The 19,168-nt window shown below is 61.4% G+C and carries 18 protein-coding genes; 8 read left to right on the forward strand and 10 right to left on the reverse strand.

The features are described from left to right. Nucleotides 1-77 precede the first annotated feature (77 nt). The 3 genes from MJQ68_RS04145 (at nucleotide 78) to trpS (ending at nucleotide 2,720) form a co-directional block, all read left to right on the forward strand. Nucleotides 78-1,262 (forward strand): hypothetical protein, encoded by a 1,185-nt coding sequence (locus MJQ68_RS04145; RefSeq protein ID WP_238749717.1) that lies wholly within the window; start codon nucleotides 78-80, stop codon nucleotides 1,260-1,262. A 184-nt stretch (nucleotides 1,263-1,446) separates the two neighbouring features. Beyond that, nucleotides 1,447-1,677 (forward strand): hypothetical protein, encoded by a 231-nt coding sequence (locus MJQ68_RS04150; protein WP_238749718.1) that lies wholly within the window; start codon nucleotides 1,447-1,449, stop codon nucleotides 1,675-1,677. Nucleotides 1,678-1,718: 41 nt separating this feature from the next. Then, nucleotides 1,719-2,720 (forward strand): tryptophan--tRNA ligase, encoded by a 1,002-nt coding sequence (trpS, locus tag MJQ68_RS04155; protein WP_238749719.1) that lies wholly within the window; start codon nucleotides 1,719-1,721, stop codon nucleotides 2,718-2,720. A gap of 122 nt (nucleotides 2,721-2,842) precedes the next feature. Here trpS and MJQ68_RS04160 read toward each other — a convergent pair whose 3' ends face one another. The 7 genes from MJQ68_RS04160 to MJQ68_RS04190 all read right to left on the reverse strand — a co-directional run bounded on the left by MJQ68_RS04160 (nucleotide 2,843) and on the right by MJQ68_RS04190 (nucleotide 9,246). Further along, nucleotides 2,843-4,156, reverse strand: coding sequence for a gluconate:H+ symporter (locus MJQ68_RS04160; protein WP_238749720.1), 1,314 nt, complete (start codon nucleotides 4,154-4,156; stop codon nucleotides 2,843-2,845). 37 nt (nucleotides 4,157-4,193) lie between these two features. Further along, on the reverse strand, nucleotides 4,194-4,397 hold the full coding sequence (locus MJQ68_RS04165) for a dodecin family protein (RefSeq protein WP_238749721.1): 204 nt from the start codon (nucleotides 4,395-4,397) through the stop codon (nucleotides 4,194-4,196). A gap of 33 nt (nucleotides 4,398-4,430) precedes the next feature. Further along, nucleotides 4,431-6,485, reverse strand: coding sequence for a 3-deoxy-D-manno-octulosonic acid transferase (locus MJQ68_RS04170; RefSeq protein ID WP_238749722.1), 2,055 nt, complete (start codon nucleotides 6,483-6,485; stop codon nucleotides 4,431-4,433). Next, nucleotides 6,482-7,285: an NINE protein gene (locus MJQ68_RS04175; protein WP_238749723.1), complete on the reverse strand. Its 804-nt coding sequence runs from the start codon at nucleotides 7,283-7,285 to the stop codon at nucleotides 6,482-6,484. The genes MJQ68_RS04170 and MJQ68_RS04175 overlap by 4 nt, the downstream gene beginning before the upstream one ends. 57 nt (nucleotides 7,286-7,342) lie before the next feature. Then, nucleotides 7,343-7,924 (reverse strand): hypothetical protein, encoded by a 582-nt coding sequence (locus tag MJQ68_RS04180; protein ID WP_238749724.1) that lies wholly within the window; start codon nucleotides 7,922-7,924, stop codon nucleotides 7,343-7,345. 75 nt (nucleotides 7,925-7,999) lie between these two features. Further along, nucleotides 8,000-8,458, reverse strand: coding sequence for a TlpA family protein disulfide reductase (locus MJQ68_RS04185; protein WP_238749725.1), 459 nt, complete (start codon nucleotides 8,456-8,458; stop codon nucleotides 8,000-8,002). A 131-nt stretch (nucleotides 8,459-8,589) separates the two neighbouring features. After that, nucleotides 8,590-9,246 (reverse strand): RluA family pseudouridine synthase, encoded by a 657-nt coding sequence (locus MJQ68_RS04190; protein WP_238749726.1) that lies wholly within the window; start codon nucleotides 9,244-9,246, stop codon nucleotides 8,590-8,592. 54 nt (nucleotides 9,247-9,300) lie between these two features. Between MJQ68_RS04190 and MJQ68_RS04195 the strand changes: the two genes are divergently transcribed. Genes MJQ68_RS04195 through MJQ68_RS04205 form a run of 3 tightly spaced genes read left to right on the forward strand, consistent with a single transcriptional unit; the run spans nucleotide 9,301 to nucleotide 11,000 of the window. After that, entirely contained in the window at nucleotides 9,301-9,894 is a 594-nt protein-coding gene (locus MJQ68_RS04195; protein ID WP_238749727.1) for an RNA polymerase sigma factor, read from the forward strand. After that, nucleotides 9,887-10,165, forward strand: coding sequence for a hypothetical protein (locus MJQ68_RS04200; protein WP_238749728.1), 279 nt, complete (start codon nucleotides 9,887-9,889; stop codon nucleotides 10,163-10,165). Before MJQ68_RS04195 ends, MJQ68_RS04200 begins: the two co-directional genes overlap by 8 nt. Next, entirely contained in the window at nucleotides 10,158-11,000 is an 843-nt protein-coding gene (locus tag MJQ68_RS04205; protein ID WP_238749729.1) for a mechanosensitive ion channel family protein, read from the forward strand. The genes MJQ68_RS04200 and MJQ68_RS04205 overlap by 8 nt, the downstream gene beginning before the upstream one ends. 195 nt (nucleotides 11,001-11,195) lie before the next feature. On the opposite strand, the gene MJQ68_RS04210 is transcribed toward MJQ68_RS04205, so the two are convergent. From MJQ68_RS04210 to MJQ68_RS04220, 3 genes are read right to left on the reverse strand one after another with little or no spacing between them, the layout of a single operon-like run. Continuing rightward, the gene (locus MJQ68_RS04210; RefSeq protein WP_238749730.1) at nucleotides 11,196-12,287 is read right to left on the reverse strand and encodes an endo-1,4-beta-xylanase; all 1,092 of its coding nucleotides are present in this window, start codon (nucleotides 12,285-12,287) and stop codon (nucleotides 11,196-11,198) included. A 45-nt stretch (nucleotides 12,288-12,332) separates the two neighbouring features. Continuing rightward, nucleotides 12,333-13,055 (reverse strand): LytR/AlgR family response regulator transcription factor, encoded by a 723-nt coding sequence (locus MJQ68_RS04215; RefSeq protein ID WP_238749731.1) that lies wholly within the window; start codon nucleotides 13,053-13,055, stop codon nucleotides 12,333-12,335. Continuing rightward, nucleotides 13,052-14,092, reverse strand: coding sequence for a sensor histidine kinase (locus MJQ68_RS04220; RefSeq protein ID WP_238749732.1), 1,041 nt, complete (start codon nucleotides 14,090-14,092; stop codon nucleotides 13,052-13,054). Before MJQ68_RS04220 ends, MJQ68_RS04215 begins: the two co-directional genes overlap by 4 nt. A gap of 320 nt (nucleotides 14,093-14,412) precedes the next feature. Here MJQ68_RS04220 and MJQ68_RS04225 point away from each other — a divergent pair, with 320 nt between their 5' ends. Beyond that, a complete protein-coding gene (locus MJQ68_RS04225; protein ID WP_238749733.1) occupies nucleotides 14,413-17,421 on the forward strand; it encodes a SusC/RagA family TonB-linked outer membrane protein in 3,009 nt (1,002 codons plus the stop codon). A gap of 12 nt (nucleotides 17,422-17,433) precedes the next feature. Next, the gene (locus tag MJQ68_RS04230; protein WP_238749734.1) at nucleotides 17,434-19,119 is read left to right on the forward strand and encodes a RagB/SusD family nutrient uptake outer membrane protein; all 1,686 of its coding nucleotides are present in this window, start codon (nucleotides 17,434-17,436) and stop codon (nucleotides 19,117-19,119) included. Nucleotides 19,120-19,168: the final 49 nt, after the last annotated feature.

A 19,168-nucleotide genomic window follows, 5' to 3' on the forward strand; every position in this document is an offset into this window, starting at 1 on the left:
AGGCGATTGGCGGCGAAGATACACCCCGAGACTGACCTTTCGATTCACTCGTCCGTTAGGGTAGCAAGCGTAAGCCTATGAGTAGATCGTGTTGGTACAGCTACACCCCCCGGGTGGGTCGTTCGGGCGCCGCCCTGAGTGTGGTGAATTATTCCGACTGGCAAGTCCGTTTCCTTAGTCCGGCGGACGATACCCGCAGCGAACGCGCTGACGATTGGTGGCTCCGCCCGACTACCCTGACCTTCCTGCAGCGGCATCCTCAGGGGGTGACTACCCGCTGCCTGTACCTGACCCACGTACCCAGCGGGCGTACCATCACGCTTACCGCCCAAAACTTCCACATGAACCTCGCCGCCCAGGTCCGCGACGAGGTGAAGGGAGAAACAACGCGCTGGGACTTCCGCCGTCGCCTGCTCCAACCCTTCCGTAGCCGGGTGCTGGTACTGGGCCAGCTGCTTACCTCCGGAGATTACGGACAGGACGGCCTACAGCAACTCGGTAGCAGTGAAGCCAGCCACCTGCTGCCCGCCGTAGCTCAGACCCTGATGGAGCTCGACCAGGGGTACCGTGCCGTGCTGCTCAAAGACCTCTTCGCCGCTAACAGCCCTCCACTTAGCGTACTGCTCACGAAGGGATATACGCACCTACCGTCCGACCCCGTGATGGTACTCCCCCTCAGCTGGCCGGACCTACCCAGCTACCTGGCTGCCCTCACGAGCAAGTACCGGGTGCGCTACCGCCGGGCCAGGGGTAAACTAGCAGGCATCACCCGGCGGCGCCTGCTGCCGCAAGAGGTACGGGACCGGATCGAACGGCTCTATGCGCTCTACACGGCAACGAGTGGAGGAGCTTCGGTCAATCTGACTACGCTGACCCCGGACTACTTCGTGTGGTTGTCCGGCCAGGCCGTCGTACATGGCTACTTCGACGTGCATGAAGAGTTGGTGGGCTTTACCACTGCACTGGCTAACGGACCGGTTTATCAGGCACACTACCTGGGGCTCGAGGATGCCTACAAGTACTCCCATCACCTCTACCACAACATGCTCTTCGATCTACTGGAGGACGGCCTGGATGGTAAGTTTCAGCTCCTTGACTACGGGCGGACGGCCCTGGAGATCAAGAGTTCCCTGGGGGCGGTACCGCGTGAGTACGCTACGCTACTGCGGCTTCGCTCGCCCGTGCTCAACCGCCTGGTGCCCACCTTCGTGCCCGCCGTTTTCACCGCTGAGGCGTGGCAGCAGCGGCGGCCATTCCGCTAGTACCTTGTTAGGGTTATTTCTGTGTCATTACCGGACCGACCGACCAACTCCGGCTCAATTTTCTGGGTTCTATAAGCAATTGAAATATACGTAGAATAAGCGGTCGAAAATTTGCCTCACGGGCAATTTATCCCTATTTTCCACGTCGCAGTATGTACTGAACCCACACAACACAACTGATCCAATGAGCACCAGAAAACAGCTGAAGTACAAGTACCTCAAGACCAAGATCGCCCTCAGTCAAACTATTCAGCAGCTTCTGGAAATTAATCGCAAACGCCGATTCTTTCGCGAGGATCCCCAACGGGAAGTCGAGCTCAACGAAGAGCTCAAAGTACTCAATGCCACGGCCGAGATTCAGGCCAGAACGCTACGCAGCTACCAGGAGAGTATTCAAAAGCTGGAGCGGGCCTGAGTAGCGGAGCCTGACCCGCCAATTATCCTACCTTCGCGGTCATGAGTACTGATCGCGCCACCATCCTGTCCGGTATCCAGCCCACCGGCAAGCTTCACTTCGGACGTTATTTCGGCGCGGTAGAAAACTGGAAGCGCCTGCAGGAGGAGTACGACTGCCTCTACATGGTGGCCAACTACCACGCCATGTCGATGCCCTTCCAGGCCAAGAGACTGGCGGAAAACAGCTGGGAGATCTGCTTTCACCTCCTGGCCTGCGGCATCCGCCCCGAAAACCTATTCATCCAGAGCCTCGTGCCCGAGCACACCGAGCTGGCCTGGATCCTCAACTGCTTCACCAGCTACGGACAGCTCGGTCGCATGACGCAGTTCAAGGACAAGAGCGCCCAGAACGAGGAGTTTATCTCCGCCGGTCTGTTCACCTATCCCGCCCTCCAGGCTGCCGATATCCTCATTTACCGGGCCGGGGTGGTCCCCGTCGGCAAGGACCAGGAGCAGCACCTGGAGCTCACCCGCGACATCGCCCAGCGCTTCAATAACTTCGCCGGCAAGGAATTTTTTCCCATTCCGGAAGCCCTTTACACCGCCGTGCCCAAGGTGATGAGCACCGCCGATCCGCTGCGCAAGATGAGCGCCAGCCAGGGCGACAAACACAACATCGACGTCTTTGCCGATGAGGCCCGCATCCGCAAACAGATCCGTTCCGCAGTCACTGATACCGGCACGGAAGCGGGCGGGGACGCAGGTGCCATGTCCGCCGGTGTAAGTAATCTGTTCAGTCTGCTGGCCGCGTCCGGTCAGACCGAAGCTCACGCATCGCTCCTGCAGGACTATACCGCCGGCGCCCTGCGCTATGCCGACCTCAAGGAAGCCGTAGCTGATGGGCTGATCGGTATTTCTACCCAACTGCGCAGTCGCTACCAGGAGTTGAAGAGCGACCGCAAGTCCGTCAAGAACCAGATCAAGCAGAGCAGCTTCGAGGTGCGCAAACGGGCGCAGGCTACCGTGCGGGAGGTGAAGGAGATCTGTGGTCTGGCGCGGTAGGTGGTGTGATCTTGTTTACCGCAGAGTACACGGAGTACACGGAGTACGCAGAGTACGCGGAGGGGGTGATCAGGCGGTGTGGAGATAGGGGAAAGGTCTACGTACATCGACGGAATGTTGCGCTAGCCTATTAGTAGTTCCAACCCAAGACACCCCAGTAATCCGATCACGCTCACCAGTGTTTCCATGACCGTCCAGCTGCGGAGGGTCTGCGTCACGGTGAGACCGAAGTATTCCTTGAAGAGCCAGAAGCCGGTGTCGTTGACGTGACTGCAGGTCAGGCTCCCCGCGCCGGTGGCCAGCACGAGCAGCTCCGGTGATACCCCACCACCGGAGGCCAGCGGCAGTACGATACCCGCCGCCGTGATCGCTGCCACCGTTGCCGAGCCGAGGGTAATACGTAGGGCCGCAGCGATCAGCCAGGCGATGACCAGGGGGTGGGCGTTGAAGTTCTCCAGTGTGGTTACGATATAGGTACTCGTGCCGCTGTCCACCAGCACCTGCTTGAAGGCTCCGCCCGCGGCAATGATGAGTAGGACGGCCGCCATAGGTGCGAGTTGCCTGCCCACCCGCGACATCAGGTAGCGCAGCGACTGGCCGGTCTGCCAGCCCAGCAGACCCATGGCCACCACCACACCCAGCAGTAGGGCCACGGTGGCATCACCCGCCAGTAGGAGCCAGGAGGCCGTAGCCAAATCCTCATCTACTGTTTTGAGTAGCGCCACACCCGCCAGTAACAGCACCGGCAGCAGGGCACAAAATACACTCGTCCCGAAGCTCGGCAGGGTGGCGGGAAGGTCCGCTTCATCCAGCACGGCAGCACCACTTGTCTGGGGCATGTTACGTAGGGTGCGGGCGAAGAGGGGCCCGGCAATGATTACGGCGGGCACCGCCAGGATGAGTCCGTACAGCAGGGTCTTACCCAGGTCCGCGCCATAGGTGCCCGCAATGAGTACGGGCGCAGGGTGGGGGGGCAAAAACCCATGGGTGACCGACAGCGAAGCTACGGCAGCCACGGCAATCATAGCCAGGGGTAGTCCGGTTTTCTTGGCGGACGCGAAAATGATGGGTGCCATCATCACGAAGCCGACGGCATAAAACAGGGGGATGCCGATCAGAAATCCGACCAGGCACAGGCCCCAGACTACACTGCCGTCCTGCCGGTCCCCGAGTAGCTCGTCCGTAATGACCTGTGCAGCACCCGTTTCGGCAATCACGCCACCGAGCGCAGCTCCGAGACCGAGGATCAGGGCGAGTCCGCCGAGGGTGCCCCCTACGCCGGAGGTAACCGATTCCAGGGTAGCCGTGACGGGCATCCCCAGCCCTAGTCCGGTAGCGATAGCAACCAGGACGAGCGCCACGAAGGGGTGCCACTTGAATCCAACGATGAGGGCCAGGAGCGCAGCAACGGCCAGTAGAGTAATAAGTAGGGGCATGGGGGAAGATAATCACATCCCCCACGCCCCACTAGCGCTAGTTATCGCTGGTGTCTACCGAGAAGGTGATCTTCACATTTACGCGGTAGGACGAGATCTGTCCATTGTCGACCGTGACGGACTGCTCGCGGACGTAGGCGCTCTTGATGTTGCGCACGCTCTTGCTGGTTTCGGCGATGGCGCCCTTGACGGCGTCCTCGAAGCTGTTGGGGCTTTCGCTGAGGACTTCGATGACTTTCATTACACTGGCCATAGTAGACTGCTTTAGAGTGGGTTAGTTAGTAAGTAGGCCGAGGAGCACTAAACTGCTTCCCCGGGCCCGTTCTACTTCTAAGCGCAGACGGTAGGCCCCGGGTTCGGTCACCGTATAGTCCAGCATGGGGTAAGCATCCCCGTCGCGATCCAGACGTAGAATTTCCGCATCCGTGCCCGCCAGGTAAAGATCGATGTCCTGGATGCTCTCCGGACCGGTAGCCACGAAGAATTGCTGGCTGGCGGTCAGCTGGAGATTTTCCACCGTAGCCCCCTGCCCCTCGTCAAGTAGGTAACCAAACACGCACCAGGTATTCGGACCGCGCCGAAAGGTCTTGGCCCCGCCCGCCGCCCGTACCGCACCCGCGGCCGCGCCAAATTGCCGGCTCACGTCGCGGTAGGCCGCATCCGACAGCGAGACCCCGAAGGAGCGCAGCATACCCAGGGCCACCAGGGCGGTTTCTGCATCGCCGTTCAGGTAGTGCAACTGAATGGTATAGGTGGCTGCGCGGTCGACGGTAAACTCTACGATGGGCGTCTGATCGGGTTCGGTATCGGAGGCCACGATGGTGCCGGCGGCATCGCGGACCAGCAGGTCCAAATCTGTAGTGCCCGGCTCGGCCGAGGCAATAAAGGTGTACTTGCTGGCTACGTCGAGATAAACCTCCAGACTGACGGTCTGCGTCCGATCGAGCTGCGTAGCCGCCAGGCACAGGCCCGGTCGCCAGCCTACCTCCGAGACGGCGACCATTAGGTTGCACTTGGCGTAGAGGCCGTCCAGGGTTTGGGTAAGGCGGTCGGCGGTAGACCAGGACTGGGCCGAAACCGGCAGGGCGGCGAGTAGTAGCAATAGCAGACGCAAGAGGACCTCCGCCGTACGGCGGGCCGCTCCCGCATGGTCGGACAGGTACGCCCGTTGCGCGGCCTGACTACGGGCATAGGCGGCGGGCTCGTCCAGCTCGGCGAGTCGCTGCGATAGTTCCGCACCGTCGTTGATCGCAAAGGCACCTCCCCGGGCTACCGCAGCGCGGGCTTCGGGGAATTTGGCGTAGCGTGGTCCGAGCAGTACGGGCAGCCCGTAGCTCATCGGTTCCAGGGTATTGTGCAGACCGGCCCCGAAGGCCCCCCCGATATAGGCCAGCGTACCGTAGCGGTAGGCCCGACTCAGGATACCGATGGTGTCGAGCAGTAAGACGCGACTCCCGCCGGCCTGCCCCGTGTACCGTTCCGCGGCGAACTGCTGCTGCCAGGCAGCGAGCTGTGCTCCATCCAGTTGGTGGGGGGCCAGTACCAGGCGCCAGTGATCCGGCAGCGTAGGCCATGCTTCGGCGATGGCCGCCACGTCGGGCGGCCAGACGGAGCCGGCAAACAGGGTAGGGTGCCCGTCGGTGAAGGCCGCTAACCGTGGATCGTCAAAGGATCGTTCGGCGAGGGCGCGGGTGCGATCGATGCGGGGGTCGCCGGTCACCGTGACGTGGGTGATGCCCTGAGTAGCCAGTAGGTCACGGTCTTCCCGTGTCTGTACTAGCAGGTGATCGAATTGCTGCAGCAACCCACGGTAGAAGCCCCCGTAGGAACGAAAGAAGAGCTGCTCCGGACGAAAGCTTCCCGCGATCAGAAAGGTAGGTACCCCGGCGGCCCGCAGGCTGCGCAGGTGATAATGCCAGAACTCGTACTTGACGAACAGCGCGAGCTGCGGACGTAGGAGCGCGATCCAGTCCGCGGCGCGGCGCGGGGTGTCGGCCGGCAGGTAGGTGACTACTTCGGCCAGACTGGTAGCGTGACAGCGTTCGTAGCCACTGGGGCTAAAGAAGGTGAGGACCACGGCCCAGTCCGGTCGCTCCGCCCGCAGGACCTCCAGTACCGGTCGGCCCTGCTCGAACTCGCCCAGACTGGCGGCGTGCATCCATAGGATGGGCCGGCCACTGTCGTGTAAGTGTTGGATGGACTGCCGCACGTCCTGCCGCCGGCCGGCTACCCACTTGGCGGCCTGGGCGTTGCCCAGTCGGGCGGCGGCGGCGATGCCCAGGTGATAGGCGGCGGTGCTGCCGCGGTAGAGGAGCTCCGGCAGACTCAACCCAGCAGCTTTTCGCGCTGCGTACGGTACTCGCGTTGGGTGAGGATACCGGAGTCGTGGAGCTCCCGCAGCTGGTTGATCTGCGCGAGCAGGTCGGGGGGGACCTCGTCTTCGCCGACGGGGTCGGCCTGCAGCAGATCATCGGTAGCCGGGGGGGTGACCAGGTTGAGTAGGCGGTAGTTATTGCTGCGGAACTGGGCGTAGGCGGCGCTGGTCCGTAGCTCCTTGAGGGCGGGGTGGCTCTCGATACGGTCCGGCCGGGGAAGCTGGTGGGTGACGGCTACTTCCAGCGCGCGCAGCGCCTTGGCGTACTGGCCCAGCAGCGCGTAGCAGCAGCCCAGATTAAACTGCACGACCGGATCGGTGGGGGCCAGCTCACTGGCTTCCAGAAAGGCTTCCGTAGCCAGGTCATAATCGCTTGACTGGTAATACTTCACGCCTTCCTGCTTAAGGGCTTCCAGGCTAGGACGTTGCTGGCCGCGCTGCCGTTTCCAGGAGGGGTGATCGAGGGAGGAGAGCACGTAGCCCGGAGCGGCCAGGGCCTGGGGGTCGTACTTGGCGGCCCAGCGTTCGTAGGGAGTGGACCAGAAGACAATGGCCGTGATCAGGGGAGCCAGCACAAAACCGACCAGGATGAAGGGTAGGGGCATTTCACCGCCGGTCTCGGCCAGCATGGCTATGATGGCCCAGAAGCCTACGAACTGCGCAGCGCCCCGCCACCACTGCCCGAGGTAAAAGCGGTGTACGCCAAAGATGCCCAGGAAGAAGGCGAAGAAGCCGGCCAGGTCTTTTTTTAGCATGCGTGAAGAAGCGAAAGGTGTGGTAGCTAGCTAACGTCACGGAGGGAAGCTGGGTTGCTACAACCTGCGCCGTCGGCGCGTACTCCGCTCGTTAAATTCGGTAACAATTGCGTCCATGTTCCGGTAGCGGTAGCCCCTGCTGCCGATCTTCTTGGCGAGCTCGGGACTAGCCTCGCGAAGAAATTCCCGCAGATTGCGCTTATACCCTCCGCGGGGCACGGCCAGGAATTCCCCCTGCCCGTACTCCAGGTAGTACTCCGGCGGGGGCGTGGAGAACATGCGCAGCATACTATCGTCTACCCAGCGGCCGCCGCCCTTGGGCAGTCGGAACAGGCTGATCGACCGTCCGCGTACCTCCTCCTGCAGGAAGTACCACATCCCCTCGTGCTGCCGGCTCACGAAGCGCATCGACTCTCCGTTGTAGTTGAAGCCGAAGCCACTGACCAGAAAGGGGTGGATAGAGTATTCATCCCCGAAGTCATTGGTGAAGGTGATGATATTGCCCCCCGGCGAGTACTGCAGCACGTTGAGGTAGCCCGTAAGCTGGTAGCCGTCCTTCGTGAGCAGGAAGCCGCGGAACGATTCGGCCGAGGCCAGACTAGAGAACAGAATGAGTATCAGTAGGTAATAGTGCCGCATACGTAGTGCCCTTGGTGCTCCGTAAAATACCACATTTGGTCGGCTGTTCACCCACTTCACCCAATGAAAAGTCGGCTACCCGCCAAGTAGGGGCCGGACCGCCTCGCGCACATCCGGTAGCGTACGGAAATTACGCCGGTAGATGTACCGCAATTCGTTGCGGTAGATGAAGGAGGTCGGTAGGGTGCCGTCCCAGTGTTCGTCCAGCGCCGTCTTCCAGTCCTGCCGGTCGTCCGTCAGCACCACGGTAGGCAGGTCGATGCCGCGCCGGGCCAGGTAGTCGGGGATGCGCGCGATGGCTGCCGTGTCCGTATCCAGGCTGATCAGGATCAGCCGTAGCGGACCGTCTGTTTCATCCGATAGCTCCTGCAGCAGCGGCAGTTCGTCCAGGCAGGGCTTGCACCAGGTGGCCCAGAAGTTGATCAGGTAGGTAGTGTCGTTGCGCTGGGCAAGTATGGGGGCCAGTGCCTCGTAGCGGTCATACACCCTGGGTATATCACCAGCCAGTGGGTCCGGCGCGAGTAGGGAAGACACGGGGGCGGTGACCGCGGGTGCCGGTGGGTCGCACGCCGGTAATACCACCAAGCCGTAAAGAAGTAACATATACCGCATGCACTACCCAACAGCCGGGGCGGCCGGAATGGTTCGCGCTTCATCCGATGCCGCTACAGAGGTAGGGGCCAGTAGTCCGGCAGCGGCGCCTCCACCTCGATCGTAGCTTCGGTACCGGGGTCGGGAAACGCTAGCGAATAGGCGTGGAGCGCGATGATGTTATCGCGCAGCGGCAGCATATTACCGTAAGTAAGGTCGCCCACAATCGGGGCGCCTACCGTGGCCAGCTGAATGCGGAGCTGATGGAAGCGTCCCGTGACCGGTTGAAGTTCGTATTCATACCGTCCGTCCACTTCCCGGAGCAGCCGGTAGCTCAGGCGGGCCTCCTGGGTATCGGGTACCGGGCGGGTGCTGGCGAAGGCCTTTTTACGGTCCGGCGTACGGCCCAGGTAGTGTACCAACTCGCCATTCGCGGCGGGCAGCGGCTGCTGGGTGACCGCCCGGTAAACCTTCTGTGTAAGCCGCTCGGCGAAGGCCTGGTTGAGCTTGATCAGTACCGACTTCTTACGGGCCAGCAGCAGTGCGCCGCTGACGGGGCGGTCCAGGCGGTGCACGATGCCGACGTAGGCAGCTTTCTTGGCCCCCGCGCGTTGCCACTGCACCTGCGCCCGCGCCTCTACCGTATCGTACTGAAAGTGACGTTCCGTGGCGATGCCGGCGGGTTTGTTGATGACGGCCCAGCCCGGGCCCTCGCGGAGAATTTCTAGCATGGGGGGTAAGGTAAGTAGCCCCCGCGGCTAGCGTACTATCTTTAGCCTACCCCAATGACGTATTCCTCGCCCACTGCCGTGCCCCCCGCCGCTGCCGCCGGCCTGACCGATCGCGAGCTGGTGGCGGTCATTCTGGACGGCAAACGCGCGTACCTCAATGAGCTCTACCGCCGCTACCAGGATCGGGTGTACTACAAGTGCCTGGGTATGGTGCGCGATGCCAGTCAGGCCCAGGACCTGGCCCACGATGTGTTCATCAAGGTGTTCACCAACCTGCACAAGTACCAGGGGAATGCCGATCTGTCGTTCTGGATCTACGCCATTACCTACAACCACTGCGTATCTCACCTGAAGAAGGCCAAGCGACTGCGCTTCGATACGATGGAGGAATCGGTCGATGCCGTCGACGGCAGCCAGGATGCACTGCACGAGAAGCTGCTGCACGACCTGCAGCTCGATCAGCTCGACCGGCTACTCAAGCGACTGCCCCGGGAAGATGAAGTGTTGCTGACCCTCAAGTACCAGGAGGCGATGAGCGTCAAGCAGATCGCCGCTATTTTACAACTCTCGGAAAGTGCGGTGAAGATGCGTCTGCTGCGCTGTCGGGAACGCCTCGCCAAACTGCTCAACGGACTGTCACATGCCTAAGAACACCATGGATCTGCTGCTGGAAGCCCGACTGCAGCAACTGGCCAGCCAGCGGCGGGCCACGAGCGCCCCGCCGCCGGACCTTAAAAAGGAGGTGTTTCGCACCCTCGACCTGCTCGATACGATCGGGGAGGTCGGCGCTCTCTTCACCGGTACCCTGATCGGCACCGCTGCGGAGTTCATCGACCTGCTCGAAGACCCCACCGGGGAAGGTCACCCGTCACCCCCGCCACCACCCACCGAACGACAAGCTCCCCCCACCCATGAATGAATCCAGCGGCTACACCTACCTGTTTCTCGATAGCCTGGAGGGCATGGCCCGCTCCGCCCTGGCGGTGCTGCCCCGCCTTCTGGCTGCCGTGTTCATCCTGTTAGTGGGCTGGCTCATCGCGCGGCTACTGGCCCGCGGACTGGCCCGGGTGCTACGCGCTACGCGCTTTGACCGGCTGGCGGAGCGCTCCGGCATTACCGACCTACTCCATAAGGCCAGTGTACAGGATAGCGCCTCGGTGCTACTCGGCCGCCTGCTGTACTACCTGCTCATGCTGATCGTAGTGATCACCGCGGCCGATACGGTAGGCTGGACGGCCGTCAGTACGGAGATCAGTAAGCTGCTGGCGTACCTGCCCAGGCTGCTGTCCGCCCTGATCTTCTTCGTAGTAGGCTTCTACATCGCCACCTTTATCCGCGACGTAATCCGCGGAGCTACCTCTAGTCTGGGCATCAGTGCGGGCCGTATCGTCTCTTCGGTCGTGTATTATCTGCTGCTGGTGATCGTCACCCTTACCGCCCTGGAGCAGGGTGGGGTAGATACCAGCATCATCACCTCCAATATGCTGGTCATCGTGGGGGCCATCATGCTGGCCGCCGCGATTGCCTACGGACTGGCGAGTCGCCACGTACTGACCAATATCCTGGCGGGCTACTTCACCCGGCGCACGGTGCGCGTTGGTCAGCTCGTAGAAGTGGACGGGCAGCGGGGCCGGATCACGGCCATGTCGGGGCTGTCCATCACCCTGCAGGTGAGTCCTACCGAGACGCTGATCCTACCCACCCAGCTCTTCATCACCCACCCCGTCCTGGTGGTGGAGGACCCTGCGGCTTAGCCTAAAATATATTTTCGTGGACCATGTGACCGCCCTCCCGGGGCGTAGTCTTTAGGGCGTACGTACCCCTGAGGGCTACTTCCTGTGGGGGATACCACGACTATGTTTATAGATTTCTGAGAGACGCGTTTGAAATACTATGAACCTTTATCCAGGCTACGGCGGACCGGTACACACTGGCCCGCCGTCCTTTTATTACTGTAGTCCCCGCCGGAAGCCGAAGTAGGCCGGCTTACGCTCCAGGTTCTCGTCGTACACCGTGGGCCAGTCACCCATATCGAAGAAGCCCTTGATCCAGGTATCGCGATCCGTAAAGTCCCAGAAGGTGATCCCGTATTGCTGCGGCGCGGGTACCTCCTGCCGGTAGATCCGCGCGAGGGCCTCGTAGCGCTCGGCCTGCTGCTCGAGCATGGCCGGGGTGACGGCCTGTACGTGCTCCGTCCCGCCACCGGCCTCGTCGTTGTGGGTGTTGAAGATCAGGTCGAGCTCCGAGACGTGAATGAGCAGGCCGGTAGCCGCCGCCCGCCGGAGCGTGCTGCGTACCACCGCCGTATCGTCACCCATCTGCTGGTGCCACTGCAGGCCGATGCCGTCGATGGGTACCCCGGCCCCGCGCAGGGAGTCTACCAGGGCTAGCAGACCGGTGACCTTAGCCGTATCGCGCTCCGTGCCGAAGTCGTTGATGAATAGCTTTGCGTCCGGATCGGCCCGCCGGGCGGTGCGGAAAGCCAGGCCGATGTAGTCCGTACCCAGCTGTTGGTAAAAGGGCGACCGCCGCATGCCGCCGCCTTTCGTATCGAGCACCTCGTTGACTACGTCCCAGCCGTCGATCCGGCCCCGGAAGTGGTTGACCACGGTATCGATGTACGCCGTAAGAAAATCCGCCATCGCAGCACCCTGCAGACCGGCAATATGGTCCGGCAGACCGTAGTGCCATACCAGGGCGTGACCGAACATGCGCATACCTTGCGCCTCGGCAAAGGCAACGGTCGAATCCGCCCGCGCAAAGTCGAGCTGCCCCTCCCTGGCCGCGATGCGGTACATTTTCATGTCGTTGGTCGACGTGATGCTGTTGAATTCAGTGGTGGTAATGGCGCGGAGTTTCGCATCCTCGTTTACCCGGCGAATATTGATGGCCCCACCGATGGGGAAGCTTGCAGCGTCCTTAAGTCCGGCGGGCTCCGCGGTGGCTGCCGACGCTTGGGGGCTAGCGTCCCGGTCGGCACAGCCAACAAGTAACAGGATGAGAAGGGAGACCAGGTAGTGCATTGCGATGTATTTGCGCATCAAGATAGACTACTGCACACACCGGGTGGCTGCCGGAGGTGTACCCTACTTCAGGTAGCGCTCCTCGACGAACTGCCTGACCTCCTTGCGGTAGCTGTCACTGATGGGCACCTGCGTCTCCCCGATCTTCAGGCTGTCGCGCGAGACTTCCTCCACCCAGTCCAGCCCCACGATGTAGGAGTGGTGGGTGCGCAGGAAGCGGTCGGCCGGCAGCGCCTCGACGAGCCCGCGCAGACTCTGCAGGGTAGTAATGTTGCGCTGGGGCGTATGGATGCGCACGTAATCCTTGAGCCCCTCGATGTACTGGATGTCGGCGAGTCTGACGCGTACCGACTTCGTGCCATCCTTCACGAATAGGTAATTACGGGTGTCTTCCGGTACCGGCGGTGCTGTGGTGGTGGTAGGCAACAGTTTATCTACGCACATCAGGAAGCGCTCGAAAGTGATGGGCTTGAGCAGGTAATCGGTGACGTCGAGTTCGTAGCCCTCGATGGCGTAGTCGGCATAGGCGGTGGTGAGTACTACGGCCGGCTTGGTCTTGAGTACCCGCAGCAGACTGATGCCGGTCAACTCGGGCATCTGCACGTCCAGGAAGACCACGTCCGGCGGGTCAGTCTGTAGCCGTTGGAGGGCCTTGACGGGACTTCCCAGCGAGCCAGCCAGGGTCAGGCTGGGCAGCCGGCCGATGTACTGCTCGAGGAGGGCACGGGCCATGGGTTCGTCGTCGACGACCAGGCAACTGAGCGGCGGCGGCGGGGGAGGGGTCACGTGAGTTGGAGTTGGAGGTCTACGCGGTAGCGGTCTTCGGTGTCGTCCGTATGCAGCACGTAGCGTTCGGGGTAGCTGAGTTCGAGCCGGCGGCGCACGTTCTGTAGTCCGATGCCGGATTTTTCGGGCAGCGTCTTGTTGCTGGCGGCCAGCTTGCTGTTCGTGACCTGGTAGTGGCAGCTGCCGGCATTGACGTCCAGGCGCACGGTGATGAATACGTCGTCGCCCGCCCCGCTCACGCCGTGCTTGAAGGCGTTCTCCAGGAAAGTGATCAGGATCAGAGGGGCGATGCGTACGCCCTCCACCGCGCCGGCTACTTCGAAGGTGATGGGGATGCGGTCCTCCAGCCGCAGCCGTTCCAGACTCAGGTAGTTCTCGATGTACTCGATCTCGCGCTCCAGCGGTACCAGGGGGTGGTTGCTGTCGTGCAGCATGTAGCGCATCATACTGGAGAGCTTGGCGATCACGTCCGGCGTGCGGGGGCTCTGGTTGACGGCCAGGTAGTACAGGTTGTTGAGGGTGTTGAACAGGAAGTGGGGGTTGATCTGCGCCTTGAGGAACTGCAACTCGCTGCTCAGTTGCTGGTTTTCGAGCTCCTTGCGGCGGGCCTCCAGCTCGAAGTAGTCCTCCACGAAGCGCAGCAGACCCACGCAGACCACGGCAAAAAAGCCGCTCATGATCACATTGACCACAAAGCGGGGGGAGTACATCCAGTCGCTATCCGGAAAGTAGGCGCGCAGAATGAGCTGCTTACCGTACAGGAACAGGAAGCTAAACCCGATGAATACCGCACCGAAACTGAGCAGGTAGCGGCCCAGTTCCTGGCGGCGGATCAGGCGGGGCAGAAAGTAGAAGTAGTTGAGGTAGGAGATGGACAGTAGCGCCAGCACGTGAAAGCTGCCGTCCGATACGAGCCGGCCCCAGTTGGGCTCCCCGTCCTTACCGAAACTGATCGTGTAGAGGAAGAGCGAAGCGTACACCATCCAGAAGGCAGCGTGTAGGATAATCTTTTTGTGCCGCTGAAAAAATTGAGTCATGCGCGTAGCTCGCTAGGGGGGGGGAGACTGCTAATGTACGGGGAAGCAGCCGCCCGGCGGACCTACGATCTACCGTTTGCCCGGAATAGTCGCCCGTTGGGGCAGCATACGCGACGGGGAGGTCACGGGGCGGTACACCATGCGAACCGACCTGCTCAATCGGGCGGGTACGCAGGTGCGGTATATGTAGATTAGCAATTTATAACCTGTATAAAAGGCTTTACATAAAAATTAAACCGGTTGAATTAAATTTTATCAGTACATTCAATTGTTCGCTGCGGCGACGCACTAGTTTGTATCACCATAATTTAATCAACATCATGCAACGACTTTTGCTACTCTGTCTCACGGCGGGCTGCGCTACGCTGATGGCGGTATCCTCGCCCCTGCCCCCACCGCCCGCCGAGCTACCCGTTATCCTGATTACCGGTGTCATTACGGACGAAAGCGGCGAGCCCCTCATCGGAGCCACCGTCATCCAGGAAGGCACTACCACGGGTACGGTCACCGATGTAGACGGGCTGTTCTCCCTGGACGTCACGGGGGAAGATCCCCACCTCGTAGTGACCTATACCGGCTACGCCAGCCAGATCATTCAGCTCGGTAACCTTACCGAAGTAAAGATCGTCATGCTCGAAGACTCCGAAACCCTCGACGAGATCGTCGTAGTAGGCTACGGTATCCAGCGTAAACGCGACGTTACCGCCTCCATTTCCAGTCTGGAATCGGAGCAGATCACCGAGATCGCTACCGCCAGCGGCGTGCAGGCCATGCAGGGGCAGGTAGCCGGCGTAGACATCGTGAGCGCCGGCGGCCGGCCCGGCGCCAACCCGACGATCCGTATCCGGGGGCGGCGCTCGCTCTCCGCCGGTAACGACCCACTATTCGTCATCGACGGTATTCCGCAGACTAGTGGTACCAACGCCATCGCCGATATCAATCCCCAGGATATCGAATCTATGGAGATCCTTAAGGATGCGGCCGGTACGGCCATTTACGGTAGTCGTGGCGCCAACGGGGTAGTGCTGATCACTACCAAGCGCGGCTCGTCGGGCCGTACCATCGTATCCTACGATGGCTATTACGGCGTGACCAGTCCGCTCAATACCGTAGACATGATGAACGGTGCCGAGTTTGCCGACCTCAAGCGGGAGAGCCGGCGCCTGGGCTGGAACGGGACCATCCCCTCCGATGAGGAGGTCTTTCTGGACCCCACCGAACTGGAAAGCATCGCCCAGGGCCGCAGCACCGACTTCCAGGATCTCGTACTCGGTACCGGCAATCAGATGAACCACCAGCTGAGCGTCCGCGGAGGTAGCGAAAGCACCCAGTTCAATATATCCCTCGGCTACTTCGACGAGCAGGGTATCATCAGTAATATGGACTTCTCCCGCTATACCGCGCGGGTCAATCTGGATCAAACCATCAGCGATGTATTCCAGGCGGGTATCTCCTTTACCGCCTCTAATTCGCTGCAGAACTTCGGCTCCAACGCCACGGTAGGGGAGGCCCTGGCCAATAACCCGCTCGGTATACCCTACAATGAGGACGGCAGCGTACGCTTCCTGCCCACCAATGACGGTATCCGTACCAACCCGCTGGCCGAGATCCAGCCCAATGCCTACCTGGACGAGCGGCGGGTCACGCGGCTCTTCGCGCCCGTCTACCTGAAGGCCCGGATCACACCGGGACTTACCTTTACGACCACCTTCGGCCCCGATATCCGCTACTACCGGCGGGGGGAGTTCCGGGCGAGCCTGACCAACGATAACCGCGGGGGCCCCTCCGATGCCGAAACGACCAACGTGCAGGATTTCGGCTATACCTGGGAGAACCTGCTGACCTACAATAAAGACTTCGGCGCAGATCACACGCTCGGACTTACGGGCCTGCAGTCCATCCAGAGCTTCCGACAGGAGGACTTCCGCAACTCCGTCCTGAACCTGCCCTACGAGGATCAGCTGTTCTACAACATCGGTACGGCGGAGGTGAAGGGTGATCTGTTCTCCAACCTGATCGAGTGGAAGCTGGCCTCCTTTATGGCCCGGGCAAACTACTCCTACAAGGGCAAGTACCTGTTTCAGGCCAGTATGCGGGCCGACGGCTCGAGCCGCCTGGCGGAGGGCAATAAGTGGGCCTACTTTCCGGGCGTATCCCTGGGCTGGCGCATTGGTGCGGAGCCCTTCATGGCCGGCATCGACTTCATCAATGACCTGAAACTGCGGGCCAGCTACGGCGAGGTGGGCAATACGGCCATCGACCCCTACCAGACCCAGGGTAGCCTGCAGCGCACGGTCTACGCCTGGGGGGAGTCGCCCGCCTTCGGCTTTGCCCTGCAGGATATCCCCAATCCGAACCTCGGCTGGGAGGTTTCTAAGACTCTCAACTTCGGCGTCGACTTCGACCTGCTCAACGGCCGCTTCAACGGATCGATCGAGCTGTTCCGTACCAATACCACCGACCTGCTTCTGGCGCGTAACCTGCCCCCGACCTCCGGCTACGGTAGCGTGTTCCAGAACATCGGCTCTACCCGTACGCAGGGCGCGGAGTTTACCCTCGGCGCGGCGCTGTTCACCCAGCCGGAAGGGTTTCAGTGGAGCGTAGACTTCAATATTTCGCGCTATACCGAGGAGATCACCGAACTGGCCCTGCGAGATGAGGATGGCAACCCCGTAGACGACGTTGGTAACGGCTGGTTCATCGGCGAGAGTATTACCGCTTTTTACGACTACCGCAAGATCGGCATTTACCAGGCCGACGAGGCGGACATCGCCGAGGTCCGCGAGGCCAAGGAACCCGGAGAGATCAAACTGGACGATATCGACGGCGACGGGGTGATCACACCCGATGACCGCCTCGTGATCGGCTCCGAAGTGCCCGACTTCCTGGGGGGCATCACGAACCGCTTCTCGTACCGCGGACTGGAGCTGACCGTCTTCGTCTTCTTCCGGCAGGGACAGACCATCAGCAGCCGGTTTCACAATGGCAATAACAACCTCTTCGGACGCTACAACAACCTGGACGTGGACTACTGGACCATCGACAACCCCAGCAACGCCAATCCGCGGCCGAACGAAAATCAGGAGCGGCCGCGCAACGTCTCGACCCTGACCTACTTCGACGGCAGCTTCGTCAAGCTGCGCAACGTACAGCTGGGCTACAACCTGCCCGACTCCTTCGTGGGCCGGCTGGGCCTGAGCCGCCTGCGGGTATATATGTCCGGACAGAACCTCTGGTTTGCCTCCAAGTACGACAGCTTCGATCCGGAGATCGACGACGTTATTCCCAGCACCAAAATCTTCCTCGGCGGCATTCGTGCCACCTTCTAATCCCATCGCACCATGACTATTCGTACGCTTATATTTATGCTTGTTGCGGGTACCCTGGTATTCGCACTCCCTTCCTGCGACAGTTACCTGGAAGAAGAGCTGATCAGTACCGTCTCCTCGGATACCTACTATCCCACGCCGGCCGGCTTTGAGGACGCGGTCAAGGCCGTCTACTCCTTTACCAAGCCGTTTTACGGCGTGGAGCGCGGCTATACCATGACCGTGTTCGGCACCGATACCTATACCAACGGCGCCGATGGTAGCTTCAAGGGGATCAACCTCTACGACGGCCAGCTGAACCCCACCGACAACGTCATCGAGGGCACCTGGCGCGATCTTTACCGCGGCATCAACCAGGCCAACGCCGTGGTAGACCGGGCACCCGCCCTGGAGGGCCTCACGGAGGAGGAGAAAACCGCCCGCGTGGCGGAGGTCCGCTTCCTGCGCGCGCTGTACTACTTCGACCTGGTACGCTTCTACGGCGATGTGCACCTGACACTGGAGGAGACCCAGGGGGTAGAGGTCACCGCCAACCGCACGGCAGCCTCCGAGGTGTACCTCCAGGCCATCGTACCCGATCTGGAATTCGCCATCGCCAACCTTCCGGACGAGCAGTCCGACTACGGCCGGGCCACTAAACCCGCCGCCGAGTTCCTACTCGGTAAGGTGCTGCTCACCCGCAGTTACACCGACTACGCGCAGGGCGACGACGCCAGCCGGGCCGAGCAGCTGTTCACCAACGTGATCGAAAACTATGGCTTCCGCCTGCTGGATAACTATGCCGACCTCTGGGAAATCACCAACGAGCGCAACGCCGAAGTGGTCTGGGCCATCCAAAATTCGAAGACACAGGTCGACGAGGGACTGGACGGCAACGGCAACCGCGGTCACCTTTACTTCCTGATGGAATACGATAACCAGCCCGGCCTGACGCGGGACATCGCGAACGGACGGCCCTGGAAGCGCTTCCGGCCCACGCCCTACACCCTGCAACTCTGGGACCGCTCGGTCGATACCCGCTACGACGGCTCCTTCAAATCCGTCTGGCTGGCCAATAACGAGGGCACCATCCCCACCTACACCGCCGAGGAAGCCGCTGCCGGCTACGGGGGGGAGGGACAGCCCAAATTCCAGCCCGGTGATACGGCGATCTACATCCCCGGTCCCCAGCTGGAGGATGCCTGGCCGCAGGAGCGGCAGGCCGCGACCCGCTACCAGGTGATCACCAGTGACGAATACACCGAGCGCCTGTTCCCAACGCTGAGCAAGTGGCTCGACCCCACGCGGCCCAACCGGCAGCATACGCAGGGGCAGCGCGACTACGTCCTCATGCGATTGGGTGATGCCTACCTACTGCGGGCCGAAGCCCGCCTACAGCAAGGTGACCGGGAAGGTGCCGCGGAGGACATCAACGTGATCCGCACCCGCGCCGCGGTCGAAGGACAGGAAGAAGCCAACCAGGTCACCGCCGACCAGGTCGACCTGGATTTTTTGCTCGATGAGCGCGCCCGGGAGCTGGTGGGTGAGGGGCACCGCTGGTTCGACCTGACCCGCACCATGACCCTGGTAGAGCGCGTACAGCAGTACAACGAACAGGCCGCGCCTAACATCAAGGATTTTCACGTCCTGCGGCCCATCCCGCAGGACCAGATCGACCGCACCCTGGGGGGCTATCCCCAAAACCCGGGCTACCAGTAGCGACCATACAGGAATGGACGTTGCACCAGCGATCCCGCCCGATAGATAC

This window comes from Neolewinella maritima (genome assembly GCF_923081025.1).
Classification (GTDB): domain Bacteria; phylum Bacteroidota; class Bacteroidia; order Chitinophagales; family Saprospiraceae; genus Neolewinella; species Neolewinella maritima.